The following is a 16,419-nucleotide window of genomic DNA, read 5'->3' on the forward strand; positions in this document are numbered from 1 at the left end:
TTTAACTCCTCTAATTCGTTTTAAGTATTTTCATTTTTGGTATCCCATATTTGGAATATAATTCCCCTTTTTTAAATCCCTAGCAAGCTTAGCTTGCAATAACTACTTTAACTCCCAATATATAATGGCTGATTCAAACTTTGTAGATTACGTAAAAATATATTGCCGCTCAGGTAAGGGTGGTAGAGGCTCTATGCACCTACGCCATGTAAAATATAACCCTAATGGTGGTCCTGATGGTGGCGATGGTGGTAAAGGTGGTAGTGTCTTTCTGCGTGGTAATCACAATTATTGGACTTTGCTTCACCTAAAGTTCCAGCGCCATGTCTATGCAGAGCATGGAGGTAATGGTGGACGTGATAAGTGTCATGGTACTGATGGTAAGGATGTATATATTGATGTGCCTTGTGGAACAGTGGTATATGATGCCGAGACGGGTAAGTTTGTTTGTGATGTGATGCACGATGGACAAGTGGTACCATTGTTGAAGGGTGGTCGTGGAGGATTAGGTAACTTCCAATTCCGCACTTCTACCAATCAGGCTCCACGTTATGCACAGCCAGGTGAGCCAATGCAAGAAATGACGGTTATTATGGAATTGAAGCTCTTGGCTGATGTGGGGTTAGTGGGTTTCCCTAATGCTGGTAAATCTACGTTGCTTTCTGCGCTCTCTTCTGCCAAGCCAAAGATAGCTAATTATCCGTTTACCACAATGGAGCCATCACTCGGTATCGTAAGCTATCGTGATAATCAGAGCTTCGTAATGGCAGATATTCCAGGTATTATTGAGGGAGCTAGTGAGGGTAGAGGACTTGGTTTGCGTTTTCTTCGCCACATAGAGCGCAACTCTTTGTTGCTTTTTATGGTTCCAGGTGATACTGATGATATTAAGAAGGAGTACGAAATCTTACTCAATGAGCTAAAGCAGTTTAATCCTGAAATGATTGATAAACATCGTGTCTTGGCGATTACAAAATGCGATTTGTTGGATGAAGAATTGATAGAAATGCTCAAAGAAACTTTACCCGATGACTTACCTGTCGTATTTATTTCGTCGGTTACTGGCTTCGGTATTGATGATTTGAAAGATGTATTATGGCGTGAGCTTAACTCGGAAAGCAATAAGCTTCGTGAAATCACTTCAGAAGATACGCTTGTTCACCGTGATAAGGATATGTCTCGCTTTGTGCAGGAACTACGCGCAGAGGGTGCCGACTTTGAAGAAATAGAAGAGGTGGGTGATGACGAGCTTGATGAGGTAGACGACTTAGAGGATTATGAATATACCGATGAGTAAACCTATTTTACATTATTATAATATTGCTGACGGCATTACTGCCTTTACTACTACGCGACATGGTGGCGAAAGTAAGGGAAGTTTAGGCGAACTCAATATTAATACACATCGTGGAGATGATCCTGCTGCGGTTGAGACTAATCTTAATGCACTAGCCAACGAGCTAAATATCCCTGCCAATCGTATTGTTCGTCAGCATCAAGTACACGAAACGGAGAATAGGCAGATAACAGAAGCGTTCTTCTCTTTGCCTATTGATAAGCAAAAAGAGATGCTTGAGGGTTCGGACGCATTGATTACCAATCTCAAGAATGCTTGCATAGGCGTGTTTACTGCCGATTGTGTTCCTGTGTTACTCTACGATCCGATACATCAATGCACTGCTGCTATTCATGCGGGATGGAAAGGAACCGTGAAACGTATCGTAAGAGCGACGGTGCAAAAGCTTACGCATGTGTATGGAACAAAACCTGAAGATTTGAAGGCTGTTATTGGTCCTTGTATATCTTTGAGAAACTTTGAGGTAGGACAAGAGGTGTACGATAGCTTTATGGAAGCTCAATTTGAAATGGAAAAGATAGCTCAACGCTATGAAAAGTGGCATATCAATCTACCCCTTGCTAACGAACTAGAATTATTAGCTCTTGGTGTGAAGAAAGAAAATATACACCAGTCAGGCATCTGTACCTTTGATCAGCACAAAGATTACTTCTCTGCTCGCCGACTAAAGGATACTTTTGGCACTATTTACACGGGGATTATTATTCGATGAAAGGGGCGATAAGGCTCCTTTCTTTTTTATTATCTTTTCTTTCTCCAATCTATTATTCCAGACATAAGTAATGAGAGCATAGTGAAGATGCTACCCATAAGGCAAATCCCAGTCCATTCTGCGTGTTTCCAACCTAATCCTGCAAAGAATGTTCCTAATGATCCGCCAATGAAATAGATGGTCATAAAGATAGTATTCACACGGTTAGCTGCATTGGGTATATCCTGAATACAAGCCCCTTGGTTACTCAATTGAATACATTGTGTTCCGAGGTCGCATATAATAATGGCAACGATGAGTCCTATATAAGTATCACCAAAATAGTAAGCTACTGCCCATGCACAGAGTTGTAATATCGCTCCTAGAACAGAAAACTTCTGCACACCAACGCGAGGAATAAGTTTTCCCACGCCACTAGCAGCTACTGCACCTGTTACACCACACAGTCCGAGTATTCCCACCATATTACTACTCGCATAGAAGGGCGCATTAGCTAGGTGAAAGGCTAGGCACGACCATAGGGTAAGCATTGCCCCAAAGGCTAATGCTGCACGGACAGAATTGTAACGGATTTGTGGGCTTTTCCTAAAGATACTTACAACCGACAACATGAGATTTTTGTAATTCCTCTCAAAGTTGCACTGCGTAAAAGGAAGAAAGTGGAGCGTTGCCCATAAGCATACCACCATCAATCCTGCTGCTATTAGAAACATAGCACGCCATGAAAGCCATTGACCCACAAATCCGCTTATTACGCGCGAGGCAAGGATACCTGTTAGAAGTCCTGAAAGGACAACTCCCATATTTCTACTCTTATGTGCAGGGCGTGAATACTGTCCTGCAAGGGGGATAAATAGTTGCGGTACTATAGACACTATACCTAAAACAATAGATGCTCCCCACATTATATAAATATGTGTGGCAAAACTAATAGTTAGGCACATAATAGTAGCTGTGATAAGACAAACGGTGATAATCGTCCTTCGACTAAACATATCTCCCATAGGAACAATAAAGCACAATCCTAGCGCGTAGCCTATCTGCGTAATAACAGTGATAAGATTAGTTAGGATTTCGCTTGTATGTAGGTCGTTCTTTATAATTTCTAATAAGGGTTGGTTGTAATAAAGATTACCTACTGTGATACCTGCCACTATTGCCATCATAATGAGTAGCGAACGTGGGATACCTTCGTTTTCTTTTAAGATGAGTCTTGTCTTGTTAGTCATACTTTGTATATACCCTTAATTCCGCAGCATAAATTCTTGTAAGAACTCCAAGTGCCTGAGAAACAAAGTTCTCAAAACACTTGGATATGTCAGAAATTTCACCTATCTTAGTGCTGTAAACATAACAAGTAAGCAAATATCTGACATGACAAAGGTAGCAATTAAAAACGAGAATATCACTTCTTTCGGTGGAATTTATCACATTATGGACGTTTTCTCAAAGTTGGGCTTTGAAAAACTTACCGAATCCGTATTGGGCAAACGTGGAAGTAGCGGCAAGGCATTCAGCCATGGAAGTATTTTCGGCTCTCTCTTCTTCAGCTACCTTTGTGGTGGAGAATGCCTTGAGGACATCAATGCACTTATAGGGCAGTTCAAGCAGAGACCTGATACGCTGTTACCCGGTGCCGACACTGTGGGGCGCGGACTAAAGGAGCTTGCTGAAGAGAACATTATTTATAAGAGCGAAACCTCCGACAAGTCGTATAGTTTCAACACGGCAGAGAAGCTGAACACCTTACTATTACGGATGATACGGAGAATGGGGCTTATAAAGGTGGGCAGCCATGTTGACCTGGACTTTGACCACCAGTTCGTTCCAGCCCACAAGTTCGATGCTAAGTATTCTTATAAGCAGGACCTTGGCTATTTTCCTGGTTGGGCTTCCATTGGGGGAATCATAGTCGGAGGTGAGAACCGTGACGGAAACACCAATGTGAAATTCCATCAGGAGGACACGCTCCGTCGCATTATGGACCGTGTAACCTCAGAACTTGGTGTGGTAATAGAGCGTTTCCGTGCTGACTGCGGGTCGTTCTCAAAGGAAATCATCCAAACCGTAGAGCAGCGCTGCAACACGTTCTACATTCGTGCTGCCAACTGCGGCAGTCGCTACGAGAATTTCCAACAGTTGAAGGAATGGAAAGACGTTGAGGTTGGCTATGAGAAATGCGATGTCACATCCGTCAGCATAGACAGCTTGATAGAAGGAAAGTCATACAGGCTCGTCGTACAGCGTAGTCCTTTGAAAGGCAAGGATGGCAGTGAGCAGACGGATATGTTCGGAGTAATATACACATACCGCTGTATCCTCACCAACGACTGGGTGTCTACCGAGAAGGACATCATTACGTTTTATAATGAACGTGGAGCGGGTGAAAAGAACTTCGACATACAGAACAATGACTTCGGCTGGGCACATCTGCCCTTTTCCTTTATGGCTGAGAACATGGTTTTCATGATGGTTACCGCCATGCTGAAGAACTTCTATCTCTATCTCGTCCGTCATATCAGCGAAAAGGTCAAGCCATTGAAAAAGACAAGCAGGCTGAAAGCCTTTATCCTCCATTTTGTCAGCGTGCCAGCAAAATGGGTGAGAACGGGAAGGCAGCACGTTCTGAACCTGTATACAAATAAAACCTACTACTTTGAGGTCTTCATTGAATAAACATCACTTCTTTGTGGTTTTAATATTCCCCATTGGTTTGGGTGGGGGATTTTATGCTTAGAAAAGACCCAAGAAACACCAAAGCACCTCACATCAACATATAGAGTCCCCAAAAGACACCTCAACATATAAAATTTTCTCACAAGAAAAAATACTGCGGAATTAAGGTATACAATAAAGAAGAGGGCAAGCAGGCTTTCGCGCTGTGCAGTCCTCTTCTTTATCTTTGTGATTATAAAGAAAGTTTATCTGTGTCGATTAGCCCTCGCTTGTCGATACTTAGCCTTTTGCTTAGCACTATCAGAGCCATGCGCACCTGTGATATACTTCTTTTTCTTTGCTTTTGTTCTTATTTTGCCATCGTCATCCTTTGGTTTTGAAGCTTTGCGGAATACCATTCCGCCTTCAATTATTTCGTCTATTTCGCTCATATTATTTTTAATGATGGAATAATCTCACACCCGTAAATGCCATAGTGATACCATACTTATTGCAAGTATCGATAACATTGTCATCACGAACACTGCCACCAGCTTGTGCGATAAACTCTACGCCACTCTTGCGTGCGCGTTCGATGTTGTCGCCAAATGGGAAGAAAGCATCCGATCCGAGAGCTACTCCTGTGTTTTTTGCAATCCATTCCTTACGCTCTTCACGTGTTAATGGGGCTGGTTTCTCTGTAAAAAGGTTCTGCCAAACACCATCAGCCAATACATCCTCGTACTCATCTGAGATATAAACATTGATAGTGTTATCACGATCGGCACGGCGGATACTTTCTTTGAAAGGTAAGTTTATTACCTTTGGACATTGGCGTAACCACCATTCATCAGCCTTGTTTCCTGCGAGACGTGTACAGTGTATACGACTTTGCTGACCAGCACCAATGCCGATAGCCTGACCGTCCTTCACATAGCACACAGAATTACTTTGGGTATATTTCAGTGTGATTAGCGCGATAATAAGGTTGCGGATGGCTTCTGGAGTGAGATTCTTTGCCTTGGTAGGAATGTTCTCGAAGAGGGTGGGGTCGTCTAGCTTCACCTCATTTCTACCTTGTTCAAAGGTTACACCAAATACTTGTTTGCACTCAATAGGTGCAGGTATGAAGTTAGGATCTATCTTGAGGACATTATAAGTTCCCTTACGCTTGTCCTGAAGAATTTTCAACGCTTCTGGGGTATAGTCGGGTGCAATAACACCATCACTAACCTCACGTTTAATCAATAATGCTGTAGCCTCATCGCAGGTATCACTTAATGCACAGAAGTCGCCGTATGAACACATACGATCGGCTCCACGAGCACGTGCATAGGCATTAGCCAATGGTGTTAGCTCAAAGTTGACATCATCAACAAAGTAAATCTTCTTTAATGTGTCGGACAATGGTAGTCCAACAGCAGCTCCTGCAGGGCTAACATGTTTAAATGAAGCTGCTGCAGGTAAGCCTGTAGCTGCCTTCAACTCTTTAACGAGTTGCCAACTATTAAGGGCGTCGAGCAAATTAATGTAGCCAGGGCGACCGTTAAGTACTTCGATAGGTAGTTCGCCTTCTTCCATATAGATGCGGGAAGGCTTCTGATTTGGGTTGCATCCGTATTTGAGTGCTAGTTCTTTCATATTGCTTATGTGGAATATGTTTTGTTAAAGTGCAAAGTTACAGTTTTTCTAAGAATTTTCCTTGCTTCCTGATAAAAGAATTGGAAGATAGTGGGTATTAAAAAATGTTTTGTAACTTTGCTCTATCATTAACAATTAAAATTTAAATATGAAAGTATTACACACAGACAAGGCTCCTGCAGCAGTAGGACCTTACAGTCAAGCTATTGAAGTGAATGGTTTTGTTTTTTGTAGTGGTCAGTTGCCTATTGATCCCGCTACTGGTGTTTTTGCTGAAGGTGGCGTAAAGGAACAGACTCGCCAATCAATTCTCAATGCTCAAGAAGTACTTCGTTCGGCAGGATTAGAGTTATCTAATGTAGCAAAGACAACGGTTTATTTATCAGATATGGATAACTTTGCTGCAATGAATGAAGTTTATGCTCAGTTTTTTAGTGAGCCTTTCCCAGCTCGTTCAGCAGTAGCAGTAAAGACCTTACCAAAGAATGCTTTGGTAGAGGTAGAATGTATAGCTACTCGTTAATTTGAAAAGCTTTTTGCGATGAAGAAAAAAGGAGGTTGAATACTTGTTCAATCTCCTTGTTTTTATCTACCTTTGTATGCGTAAAATTATACGTTTCGTTTAAGTTATATGAAAGCTAATATTCATACGCTAACAGATCAAATTGGTAAGTTTGCATCTCACAACTTGCATGTTAGACGTGAGTTGAATGAGTTGTCGTCTAAGTTTGATAAACTGAATATCAATCTTAGTATGAAGTCTCTTCGCAGAATTTGGGATAAGAGCTTTACAATGGAGCGCCCCTCGCAGAAAACACTTGACCGGCTTGCTTTATTAGCAGGTTTCCAAAGTTGGACTGACCTCGTAAAAGCCTTACACGGTGATAATGATGGCGATCTTAACTACAAAGATTAAAAAAGTCCGAAGCTCGTAGGAGTTTCGGACTTTTTATTTCTTTGGCGTCTTGGAGAATTAACCTGCAATAATAGTTCTCTTCTCCTTGATACGTGCAGCCTTACCTGTAAGATTACGTAGATAATAAAGCTTAGCGCGACGCACCTTACCACGCTTGTTCACTTCGATAGAATCGATGTTAGGAGACTCGATAGGGAAGATACGCTCTACACCTATAGTACCAGACATCTTGCGAACAGTGAAACGCTTCTTTTCACCGTGACCTGAAATCTTGATAACAACACCACGGTAAAGCTGAATACGCTGCTTGTTACCCTCGATAATTTTGTAAGCTACAGTGATAGTATCACCTGCTCTGAACTCAGGAAACTGCTTGCCAGTAGCAAATGCTTCTTCAGCAACTTTAATTAAATCCATTTTTATTGAATGTTTAATTGTTTGTTGTATAACGCAACATAATCCATGACACTTCCATAATCAGCGGTTACGCTAAATCGGTGCAAAGTTAGAGTTTTTTTCTGAACCTTACAAGTCTTATCTCTTTTTTATGCTTTATACCATTATTTATTAGGTAATTAGATTGTAATTTTTACTTAAATTCCTTATCTTTGCATATAACAGAAAAATAAATAATATAATGAAGACTAAACATATTTATTTGTTAGGATTGTCGGTACTCTTTATGGGCACTGGTTGTATTAATACGCATTACGAATTGTCTACTATTACTAGAACAAGACTCGTTGTAGATCATCGATATGATGCAAGTCCTGATGTAGATGCTCAGTTGTTTATGGCAAATTATAAGCATCATGTGGATAGTGTTATGGGTCCCGTTGTGGGTGAGGTTGCGCATGATATGGCAGTACATCGTCCTGAAAGTGATCTGTCAAACTTGCTTGCCGATATTATGGTATGGGGAGCAAAGCGTTATGATGAGAAAGTAGATTTTGGTGTTTACAATATGGGCGGTATTCGTGCGGCACTTACACGTGGTAAGGTTACCTATGGCGATGTGCTTGATGTTGCTCCATTTGAAAACAAAATTTGCTTTTTAACCTTGTCGGGTGAGAAGGTGCTACAATTATTTCATGAAATGGCACATACAGGTGGCGAGGGTGTTAGTCATGGTGTAGAGTTAGTCTTTACGGGAGACCATTCGCTAAAGAGTGCTATGCTGAATGGTAAGCAGATAAATCCTAAGGCATCTTATCGTATTGCTACGCTCGACTATCTTGCTCAAGGAAATGATAAGCTAGAAGCCTTTAAGGCAAAAACAAATGTGAATGCACCTACTGCTAGCAGTAACAATACTCGCTTTATCATTATGGACTACTTTAAGGAACAGACTGCTCAGCATAAGGTGGTAGACGCTAAAGTAGAAGGGAGAATTCGCATAGATAAATAATGTAGAAATTTTAGTTATAACTATATAGGGCTTAATATTATTGAGCCTAAGAAATAGTATTTAGATGAATTTGCCACCTCGTAAGTGGCTCAATTATAATTCAGTATGAAAAAAAGTATTTTACTGTTTAGCTCGCTTTTAATAGCGATGATAGCTTTCGGACAAAACAAGAAGTTGATAATCTTACATACTAATGATACGCATAGTCAGATTTATGAATTAAATCCTAATATGGCAGATACAATACGTGCTGGTCGTGGAGGCTTTCTTCGTCGTATTAACTTGTTAAAGGAAGAGCGCGCTAAAAATCCAGATTTATTATTGTTTGATAGTGGCGATTTTTCACAAGGTTCACCTTATTATACTATGTTCAAAGGGGATGTGGAAATAGGATTGATGAACAGAATGCACTATGATGCCGTAACGATTGGTAATCATGAGTTTGACTTTGGATTGGACAATATGACACGTTTGTTTAAAATGGCAAACTTCCCTGTCGTTTGTGCTAATTACGACTTTACTGGCACTGAATTGGCAAAAATAGTGAAACCTTACATTATTATAAAGCGCAATGGTGTGAAGATAGGTGTCTTTGGATTAAGTCCGAAGCTTGAAGGGCTTGTAGCAAAAGAAAACTATGGAAGTTTGAAGTACTTAGATCCAGTGCAGACTGCTCAACAAATGGTATATGCTTTAAAGGCAAAAAAATGTGATTTAATCATTTGTTTGTCCCATCTCGGTTGGAATATTGAGGGTGATGATGACCAAAAAGTTATGCGTGGAACAAAGGGCTTAGACCTTGTGCTTGGCGGACATTCACATTCTTTTTTCACACAAATAGAATATGTGAAGGATCTCAGTGGGCGACTTATTGGTAACGATCAAAACGGAAAATCGGGTATTTATCTAGGTAAACTAGAAGTAAATTTGAAGAAAAAATAATTTTTCTATCATTAAGAGAACACCAGCCGTAAGTAGAAATACTTGCGGCTGTTTGTTATTATTGTTGTTTGTAATGGGATATACAAATGCGCAATATACTCTTGTGTAAACAAGATATATCTAATACTTTAAGTTTGGAATTATTTTTATTAAGTCTAAATTTTACCATTTATACTCATCAAATTTAGGTATTACACTTTTTATTTATATCTTTGCATCATCAAAAATAGGTATTAAATATCTATTGAGATAGGAAATAAAACAACTTTAAAATAAAATTATTATGGCTTACGTTATTGGTAACGATTGTATCGCTTGTGGTACATGTATTGATGAGTGTCCAGTAGAGGCTATCTCTGAGGGCGATATCTATTCAATTGACGCTGATGCTTGCACAGAGTGCGGTACATGCGCTAGTGTTTGTCCTAATGAAGCAATCAGCCTTCCATAAGGTACACACTGTTACTGTTTAAAATTCATTTAGAGCGAGTTCGAAAGAACTTGCTCTTTTTTTATGTGGTTTTGCCCAAAATAACACCTTTCTATTCATAATTCTTTCTAAAATAGATGATCTAAATACTTCATATAGCAAAGGTTAATAGTAGAATTTTGCCTTTTCACTCTTTTGCGCTATCTTTGTAGAAAAGAAAATACAAATCATGAATAATCTCCTATTGAAAGGCAATTTTCGCCAAATCTTGTTGCTGATAGTTAGTTTCATAGCTTTGGGACTAGCAGCTCAGCCTACATTTAGGCGTGGCAGTCTCTATATGGTTTCGCCACAGGGACAGCCCACTAAGAATATTACTCTTGCTCCTAAAGCATGGAGTATTAGTTTACAACCGAATTTCTCAGACGACTCTAATCTATGGACGATAACGAGTTTGTCGGGCAGTTTTCGTATTATAAATCCTTTTACTAACCGTGCCTTGAACGCTACCAGTGATAATCAGATAGCTTCGGCAGAAAATAACGGTAGCGACGAGTCGCAACTGTGGAAGATCGAACCTAATGGTAAGTCTTTCTTATTTATTCCTAGTAATCGTCCAGAACTAGTGGCTGTCTGTCAAAGCGATGGGTCTATTGTGTTGAAAGATAAAAAAACATGGAGCCATAAGCTAGAAGCCCAATTTGCTATTAAAGAAAGCGAAGTGAAAGGATTTGACGAGAATATTACTTACCAAATTGTAACGGCAGGTAAGCAGAAAGGTCTTGTATTAGGTAGTGGAAACAATGCAGGAAACAATGCGGTCATTGTGCCAGAGAAAGCTGACAAGGAAAACTTGGGGCAATATTGGAATATCAAGATGATCGATGTAAACCAGCGTGCTGTAATAGGAGCTTTCAATTCACTAAACTTTTACGATGGTGGAAATAATAAGTCGATTAACTATCTTGTCCAGTGGGCAGCACAGCCTGGTAAGTGGGATAACACTCGCTTTGTTTTTAAACCCGTCAAAGGTAAAAAAGGTATTTTCCAGATAGCTTCAGCATCGCCCACTAAGCATAATCAGGTGTATGCCCTTGTGAATGGGAAGCTTGAACGTGTTTCTCTGTCTAAGGCAGGAGACAACTCATGGTTTACTTTCCGTGAAGTGATGAAGCCTAAGGTTTCGTCTAACTATTGGGAAGATGAAAGTCGTTTTGCTGAAAATAAGGAAAAAGCGATAGCCACTTATCAGCCTTACCGCACAGAAGCAGAAATGTTGGCAGATACGGCATACTATCGTCAGCCTTGGAAGGTAACTAAGAGTACAGTCTTTATGACCTTGAATGGTGATTGGAACTTCAATCTTGTAAGCCAACCTTCAGAACGCCCACTCAATTTTTATAAAGACGATTTTGATTACTCCTCATGGAATACCATTCCTGTACCGTCTAATTGGGAAATGCAGGGGTATGATCACCCTATCTATGCAAATGTTGAGTTTCCGCATGCAGATATGCCACCGTTTATCCGTGCGCGTGCAGGTTTTAATGATGGTGGAAAGAATTATGGTATTAACCCTGTAGGATCGTATATTCGTACATTCTCTCTTCCAAACAACTGGCACACTGGAAGAACAATACTCCATTTCGGAGGTATCTACAGTGCTGCTTTCGTATATTTGAACGGTAAGTATGTGGGTTATACCCAAGGTGCTAATAATGTTTCAGAGTTTGATATTACTCCTTACTTAAATACTTCTGGCAAGAACCGTATAGCTGTGCAGGTGTTCCGCTGGAGCGATGGAAGCTATTTGGAATGCCAAGATATGTTCCGTATGAGCGGTATCTTCCGCGATGTTACCTTATATAATATACCACGCATTGCTATTCGCGACCATTATATCACTTCAACGCTTGATCCTGCTTCTAACTATCGTAATGGTAAAATGAATGTACAGCTCGAGATTGATAATCGTGATCAACTTTCTGCTACTAAGGCTTATAAAGTTGATTTGCGCACTATTGAAGGTAGAATATTAGGTAGAGCCGAGCAAACTGTGGTTATTAATCCAACTGATACGTTGGTAACACTTAATTTTGCAATTGATGTAAATGATATAAATCTATGGACAGCAGAAACTCCAAATCTTTATAAAGTGCATATTGTTCAGCGTGATGTAACTGCAGGGGAGGATATGGCTTTCAGCACCTATTATGGTTTCCGCGATTTGCAAATCCGTGGTAACATGATGTACATAAATGGTAAGCGTCTTTTCTTAAAAGGTACTAACCGCCATGATACAAATCCACTCCGTGGCCGTGCCGTAACAACGGAAGATATGTTGAGAGATGTATTGTTGATGAAGCAGAATAATATTAACAATATTAGAACTTCACATTATCCTAATGCTGCACGTATGTATGCTATGTTCGACTATTATGGCTTATATACCGTTGATGAAGCCGATCTTGAAGATCATGCTAATCAAAGCATCAGTGATATGGAGTCATGGATACCTGCTTTTGTGGATCGTGTAGATCGTTTGGTAAAGCGCGATCGTAACCACCCTTCTGTTGTTATTTGGAGTCTTGGCAATGAGTCGGGTAATGGTAAAAATTTTGCCTTTTGTTATGATCATGTAAATGCTATAGATAGTCGTCCTATCCACTATGAAGGAACACGTGGAGGGAAAGATTATGGAGGAGGCGCTTCTAGCGATTTCTATTCAAAGATGTATCCGGGTATGTCTTGGATGTATGAATATGCTGCTGGTTTTGACAAACCGCTCTATGTTTGTGAATTTGCCCATGCTATGGGTAATGCTATAGGAAACTTACCCGAGTATATGGAAGCTATGGAGAAGAACCCCTCTTGCATAGGTGGAGCTATTTGGGACTGGGTGGATCAAGCCATTTATGACCCAAAAGAAATTATGAATGGAACATGGCAAGGACGCATTCGCACAGGATACGATTTTCCCGGACCTCATCAGGGCAACTTCTGTAGTAACGGTATTCTTCCTCCTTCACGTAATGAATCTTCTAAATTGGCAGAAGTAAAAGGGGCTTACCGTTACATCAAGGCTAAATTGTTGAATGTTGATACAAAGAAGAATGCTATCACCGTGCGTATCCGTAATGGATATACTTTCCTTCCGCTCAACAAGTTCAATCTCTCTGTAGAGACTTTAGAGGCTGGCAACGTAGTTGGTACGGCGAAGCAGTTATTACCTAATGTGATGAGTGGGGATAGTATAGATATTACCATAGCTTTGCCAAAGATAAAGCTGCTGAAGGATATAAAAAAGAATATAGAAGCTATAGTCAATTTGAAGTTTACTTTGGCGGACAATACAACTTGGGCAAAGGCTGGGCACCTTGTTTCTCAAGCGCAATTTGTTTTAACCAACCGCACTTCTTTGCCCACTCTAGCAGCACCTAAGACAGCTTTTGAGAGCGTGGAGGATGAGGCTCGATTACATATCTCGGGCAATGGAGTTGAAGCAAAATTTGATAAGACGAATGGGGCTTTGGTGATGTTATCACTCAGCGGCGTAGAAGTGATCAAGGGTGATAGTGCAGGTTTCGTATTCGATAATCATCGATGGATAGAGAACGATCGTTTTGAAAATACTAGCAACGGTCTTAATGACGAGGCTTCTGTCGTTACATGGAATGTTGATAGTAAGGGATTATTAACGGTAACCACTAGTCGTGAGGGTTCGCTTGCCGATCAGACCATCGTTTATACCTTTGGTAAGGAAGGGACTATGGATGTTCAAGTGAAGCTCACACCACACACTGCCGATTTGCGCCGAGCAGGGGTGTCGGCACGACTTTCTAACGACTTTGTTACGGCAGAATACTATGGCTTAGGTCCTTGGGAAAATCATAATGATCGTAAAGCTGGAGTTTATCTCGGTCGCTATACAACGACAATTGATGGCTTCAATGAAGAGTATGTGAAGCCACAGAGTATGGGGCGTCGTGGAGGTATGCGAGAAGTTGTGTTCAGGCGTGCCGATGGTCGTATGTTGAGCATTCAGACAAGCGATCCTATGGCGTTCTCGGCATTACATTATACGGATACCGACTTAATGAAAGCGGGGCATTTGTGGCAGATTGAGCCACGTCCATTTGTCTTTCTTCATCTTGATGCAGAGGATCGAGGTGTTGGTAATGGTAGTTGTGGCTATGATGTAGGTACGTTAAAGCAATATTGTATTCCAGAAAAACCTATCGTTTATACTTTCCGATTAGCAGCAGAGTAAAATAAATATAGACAGTCAGTTTTAACAATAAGGGGGTGTGTCAAAATAGGCACATCCTCTTTTTTTGCACAAAGCCCCCACTTTCTCAAACTAGGGAGTTGGGAGATGAGAAATGAGAGTTGAGTATGCCCCGCCCCCTTGTTTTGCGATTGTGCAATCTTTGCACATTCCACCTTTTCCCCTTTCAACAATTCCTCTATTATTTTCATATTTCCATTCCCGCTTTAGTTATTTTTTTTTATTCCAGCATATTTGCTTGCCATATTATTATGTATGCTGATAGTAGCTGCAAATTTACATAAAAGCTGCCACATTTACACCTATAGCTAAAAAAAAAGCAAGTATGGTTATAAGAAGCAAAGGGTTAATGGGAAAGAGTAAGCCGTAAACTATTTTTACTTACACCAATAGAGCGAAACCATAATAAGCAGGCAGCGTATGCTATTGATTAACAGTTACTTAAAAGTGCGAAATAAAAAGGTGATCTTTTAACACGCAAAACATCACCTTTTACCGAGTAAAAGATCACCTTTTACACGGCAAAACATCACCTTTTGAGGTGGAAAAGATGATGTATTGGTAGGGTGTTAAATATTTTCCAAAAGTATTTGCCCCAATCACCATTCCCAAAGAAAGCTATCCTAGCGGCAGATTGCCAGCATCAAACATACATAAACAATAAAGCTACAGAGAAAACAACTATAAAACTTGCACCTTTTATACAAAAAAAAAGATAATAGAAAGTTTCTATATCTAAGCAATATTCTTTATTTTTGCAATAGCTATTATTTTAAATGTAGAATATATGATATGACACAATAATCGGAACGCTTAAATCGCTAGCCCCATCTGCAACATTGGTAATATCGCAAAGAAAGTAGTGAAATAAAAGCTGCTGCCATTGATGTTATTAGTATACTAAATGTAGGTGCGCCCTGCTTCATATTGCCAAAGCATATCAAGAAAGCAGGCAAAGGAGCTATTTCAAAATTAAAATAAAAAATATCACAAAATGGCATAAAGCGGCTCGAAACATTAACAAAATATCATTGTTAAAAGTTACTAATTGCCGCCGTAGTTTAGTATTAATTGTTATCTTTGCGCTGTTAAACATCACAAAAGTGTCAATAAAAGCCATGATGCGATAATAACACATCTAATAATCAAATAGATAATAACAAATAAATTCATTAATAACTAAAGATTAAAAAGTTCATTTAATTATGGCAACTACACAACAAAAATCAGCCCCAGCTAAGAAGTCTGAGGGCTTCACAGGAGTTAGAGGTGCATTCTGGATCATCGTCGTTTGCGCTATCGTAGCATTTGCATTGTTCTTCACATGGTTCGCTAACCCTATGCACTTCCAAGATGGTGTAACTAGAGAAACTCCTGCTGACGTTTGGGGTACTATCTACAAGGGTGGTGTTGTGGTACCAGTGATCCACACATTGTTGCTTACCGTACTTGCAATGTCTATTGAGCGTTGGTTAGCGCTAAAGACCGCTTTCGGTAAGGGTGCGCTTCCAAAGTTTGTTGAAAACATCAAGGCTGCACTTAACAAGAACGATCTTGCAAAGGCTACACAGCTTTGCGATCAGCAGAAGGGCTCTGTTGCTAACGTTGTAAAGGCATCTTTGAATGCTTACAAGGATATGGAAACAGGTGCTAATGCTAACCTAAAGAAATCTGTAAAGGTGGCTAAGATCCAGCAGGCTCACGAAGAGGCAACACAGCTTGAAATGCCTACTTTGACAATGAACCTACCTATCATTGCAACACTTGTAACGCTTGGTACTCTTACCGGTCTTCTTGGTACAGTAACAGGTATGATCAAGTCGTTCTCTGCTTTGGCTTCAGGTGGTGGTGCTGACTCTGCTGCGCTTTCTGCTGGTATTTCTGAGGCTTTGATCAACACCGCATTCGGTATTGCTACATCTTGGTGCGCTGTAGTTTCTTACAACTACTTCTCAAACAAGGTAGACAAGTTGACATACGCTCTTGACGAGGTTGGTTACTCTATTGCTCAGACATACGAAGTAAACCACACAGAAGAGGCTTAATTTTTGCTAACCCTTTAAATATTTA

14 protein-coding genes are annotated in these 16,419 nt (G+C 40.3%); 10 read left to right on the forward strand and 4 right to left on the reverse strand.

What is annotated here, in order from left to right:
* The first annotated feature begins 124 nt into the window (after positions 1 to 124).
* Both obgE and pgeF read left to right on the forward strand, forming a co-directional pair.
* The gene (gene obgE, locus PREBIDRAFT_RS07185) at positions 125 to 1,297 is read left to right on the forward strand and encodes a GTPase ObgE (RefSeq protein WP_004335754.1); all 1,173 of its coding nucleotides are present in this window, start codon (positions 125 to 127) and stop codon (positions 1,295 to 1,297) included.
* Positions 1,290 to 2,069, forward strand: a complete 780-nt coding sequence (pgeF, locus tag PREBIDRAFT_RS07190) for a peptidoglycan editing factor PgeF (protein ID WP_004335753.1) — start codon at positions 1,290 to 1,292, stop codon at positions 2,067 to 2,069. Before obgE ends, pgeF begins: the two co-directional genes overlap by 8 nt.
* Before the next feature lie 29 nt (positions 2,070 to 2,098).
* Here the strand turns inward: pgeF and PREBIDRAFT_RS07195 are convergent, their stop codons facing one another.
* Entirely contained in the window at positions 2,099 to 3,298 is a 1,200-nt protein-coding gene (locus PREBIDRAFT_RS07195) for an MFS transporter (protein ID WP_004335752.1), read from the reverse strand.
* Between the two features lie 145 nt (positions 3,299 to 3,443).
* Here PREBIDRAFT_RS07195 and PREBIDRAFT_RS07200 point away from each other — a divergent pair, with 145 nt between their 5' ends.
* Positions 3,444 to 4,745, forward strand: a complete 1,302-nt coding sequence (locus PREBIDRAFT_RS07200) for an IS1380 family transposase (protein ID WP_004339183.1) — start codon at positions 3,444 to 3,446, stop codon at positions 4,743 to 4,745.
* A 245-nt stretch (positions 4,746 to 4,990) separates the two neighbouring features.
* On the opposite strand, the gene PREBIDRAFT_RS07205 is transcribed toward PREBIDRAFT_RS07200, so the two are convergent.
* Together PREBIDRAFT_RS07205 and PREBIDRAFT_RS07210 are read right to left on the reverse strand one after the other, a co-directional pair.
* Positions 4,991 to 5,176 (reverse strand): hypothetical protein, encoded by a 186-nt coding sequence (locus tag PREBIDRAFT_RS07205; RefSeq protein WP_004337171.1) that lies wholly within the window; start codon positions 5,174 to 5,176, stop codon positions 4,991 to 4,993.
* 7 nt (positions 5,177 to 5,183) lie between these two features.
* A complete protein-coding gene (locus PREBIDRAFT_RS07210; RefSeq protein ID WP_004337169.1) occupies positions 5,184 to 6,365 on the reverse strand; it encodes a phosphoribosylaminoimidazolecarboxamide formyltransferase in 1,182 nt (393 codons plus the stop codon).
* A 148-nt stretch (positions 6,366 to 6,513) separates the two neighbouring features.
* Here PREBIDRAFT_RS07210 and PREBIDRAFT_RS07215 point away from each other — a divergent pair, with 148 nt between their 5' ends.
* Together PREBIDRAFT_RS07215 and PREBIDRAFT_RS07220 are read left to right on the forward strand one after the other, a co-directional pair.
* A complete protein-coding gene (locus PREBIDRAFT_RS07215; RefSeq protein ID WP_004337167.1) occupies positions 6,514 to 6,888 on the forward strand; it encodes a RidA family protein in 375 nt (124 codons plus the stop codon).
* A gap of 108 nt (positions 6,889 to 6,996) precedes the next feature.
* Complete coding sequence (locus PREBIDRAFT_RS07220; protein WP_004337165.1) at positions 6,997 to 7,281, forward strand: hypothetical protein; 285 nt, start codon at positions 6,997 to 6,999, stop codon at positions 7,279 to 7,281.
* 57 nt (positions 7,282 to 7,338) lie between these two features.
* On the opposite strand, the gene rplS is transcribed toward PREBIDRAFT_RS07220, so the two are convergent.
* Entirely contained in the window at positions 7,339 to 7,698 is a 360-nt protein-coding gene (gene rplS, locus PREBIDRAFT_RS07225; RefSeq protein WP_004337162.1) for a 50S ribosomal protein L19, read from the reverse strand.
* Positions 7,699 to 7,918: 220 nt separating this feature from the next.
* Between rplS and PREBIDRAFT_RS07230 the strand changes: the two genes are divergently transcribed.
* The 5 genes from PREBIDRAFT_RS07230 (at position 7,919) to PREBIDRAFT_RS07250 (ending at position 16,394) form a co-directional block, all read left to right on the forward strand.
* Positions 7,919 to 8,689, forward strand: a complete 771-nt coding sequence (locus PREBIDRAFT_RS07230; protein WP_004339567.1) for a 5'-nucleotidase C-terminal domain-containing protein — start codon at positions 7,919 to 7,921, stop codon at positions 8,687 to 8,689.
* A gap of 105 nt (positions 8,690 to 8,794) precedes the next feature.
* On the forward strand, positions 8,795 to 9,631 hold the full coding sequence (locus tag PREBIDRAFT_RS07235) for a bifunctional metallophosphatase/5'-nucleotidase (protein ID WP_004337158.1): 837 nt from the start codon (positions 8,795 to 8,797) through the stop codon (positions 9,629 to 9,631).
* A 283-nt stretch (positions 9,632 to 9,914) separates the two neighbouring features.
* Positions 9,915 to 10,082 (forward strand): DUF362 domain-containing protein, encoded by a 168-nt coding sequence (locus PREBIDRAFT_RS07240; RefSeq protein WP_004337156.1) that lies wholly within the window; start codon positions 9,915 to 9,917, stop codon positions 10,080 to 10,082.
* A 208-nt stretch (positions 10,083 to 10,290) separates the two neighbouring features.
* The gene (locus PREBIDRAFT_RS07245; protein WP_004337154.1) at positions 10,291 to 14,331 is read left to right on the forward strand and encodes a glycoside hydrolase family 2 TIM barrel-domain containing protein; all 4,041 of its coding nucleotides are present in this window, start codon (positions 10,291 to 10,293) and stop codon (positions 14,329 to 14,331) included.
* Positions 14,332 to 15,554: 1,223 nt separating this feature from the next.
* A complete protein-coding gene (locus PREBIDRAFT_RS07250) occupies positions 15,555 to 16,394 on the forward strand; it encodes a MotA/TolQ/ExbB proton channel family protein (protein WP_004337149.1) in 840 nt (279 codons plus the stop codon).
* Positions 16,395 to 16,419: the final 25 nt, after the last annotated feature.

Origin of the sequence: Prevotella bivia DSM 20514 (assembly GCF_000262545.1) — a bacterium.
Classification (GTDB): Bacteria; Bacteroidota; Bacteroidia; order Bacteroidales; family Bacteroidaceae; genus Prevotella; species Prevotella bivia.

Excerpts from the sequence above, each read along its gene's own strand:
- obgE (WP_004335754.1), top strand. The coding sequence starts at position 125 with ATGGCTGATTCAAACTTTGTAGATTACGTAAAAATATATTGCCGCTCA.
- pgeF (WP_004335753.1), top strand. The coding sequence starts at position 1,290 with ATGAGTAAACCTATTTTACATTATTATAATATTGCTGACGGCATTACT.
- PREBIDRAFT_RS07195 (WP_004335752.1), bottom strand. The coding sequence starts at position 3,298 with ATGACTAACAAGACAAGACTCATCTTAAAAGAAAACGAAGGTATCCCA.
- PREBIDRAFT_RS07200 (WP_004339183.1), top strand. The coding sequence starts at position 3,444 with ATGACAAAGGTAGCAATTAAAAACGAGAATATCACTTCTTTCGGTGGA.
- PREBIDRAFT_RS07205 (WP_004337171.1), bottom strand. The coding sequence starts at position 5,176 with ATGAGCGAAATAGACGAAATAATTGAAGGCGGAATGGTATTCCGCAAA.
- PREBIDRAFT_RS07210 (WP_004337169.1), bottom strand. The coding sequence starts at position 6,365 with ATGAAAGAACTAGCACTCAAATACGGATGCAACCCAAATCAGAAGCCT.
- PREBIDRAFT_RS07215 (WP_004337167.1), top strand. The coding sequence starts at position 6,514 with ATGAAAGTATTACACACAGACAAGGCTCCTGCAGCAGTAGGACCTTAC.
- PREBIDRAFT_RS07220 (WP_004337165.1), top strand. The coding sequence starts at position 6,997 with ATGAAAGCTAATATTCATACGCTAACAGATCAAATTGGTAAGTTTGCA.
- rplS (WP_004337162.1), bottom strand. The coding sequence starts at position 7,698 with ATGGATTTAATTAAAGTTGCTGAAGAAGCATTTGCTACTGGCAAGCAG.
- PREBIDRAFT_RS07230 (WP_004339567.1), top strand. The coding sequence starts at position 7,919 with ATGAAGACTAAACATATTTATTTGTTAGGATTGTCGGTACTCTTTATG.
- PREBIDRAFT_RS07235 (WP_004337158.1), top strand. The coding sequence starts at position 8,795 with ATGAAAAAAAGTATTTTACTGTTTAGCTCGCTTTTAATAGCGATGATA.
- PREBIDRAFT_RS07240 (WP_004337156.1), top strand. The coding sequence starts at position 9,915 with ATGGCTTACGTTATTGGTAACGATTGTATCGCTTGTGGTACATGTATT.
- PREBIDRAFT_RS07245 (WP_004337154.1), top strand. The coding sequence starts at position 10,291 with ATGAATAATCTCCTATTGAAAGGCAATTTTCGCCAAATCTTGTTGCTG.
- PREBIDRAFT_RS07250 (WP_004337149.1), top strand. The coding sequence starts at position 15,555 with ATGGCAACTACACAACAAAAATCAGCCCCAGCTAAGAAGTCTGAGGGC.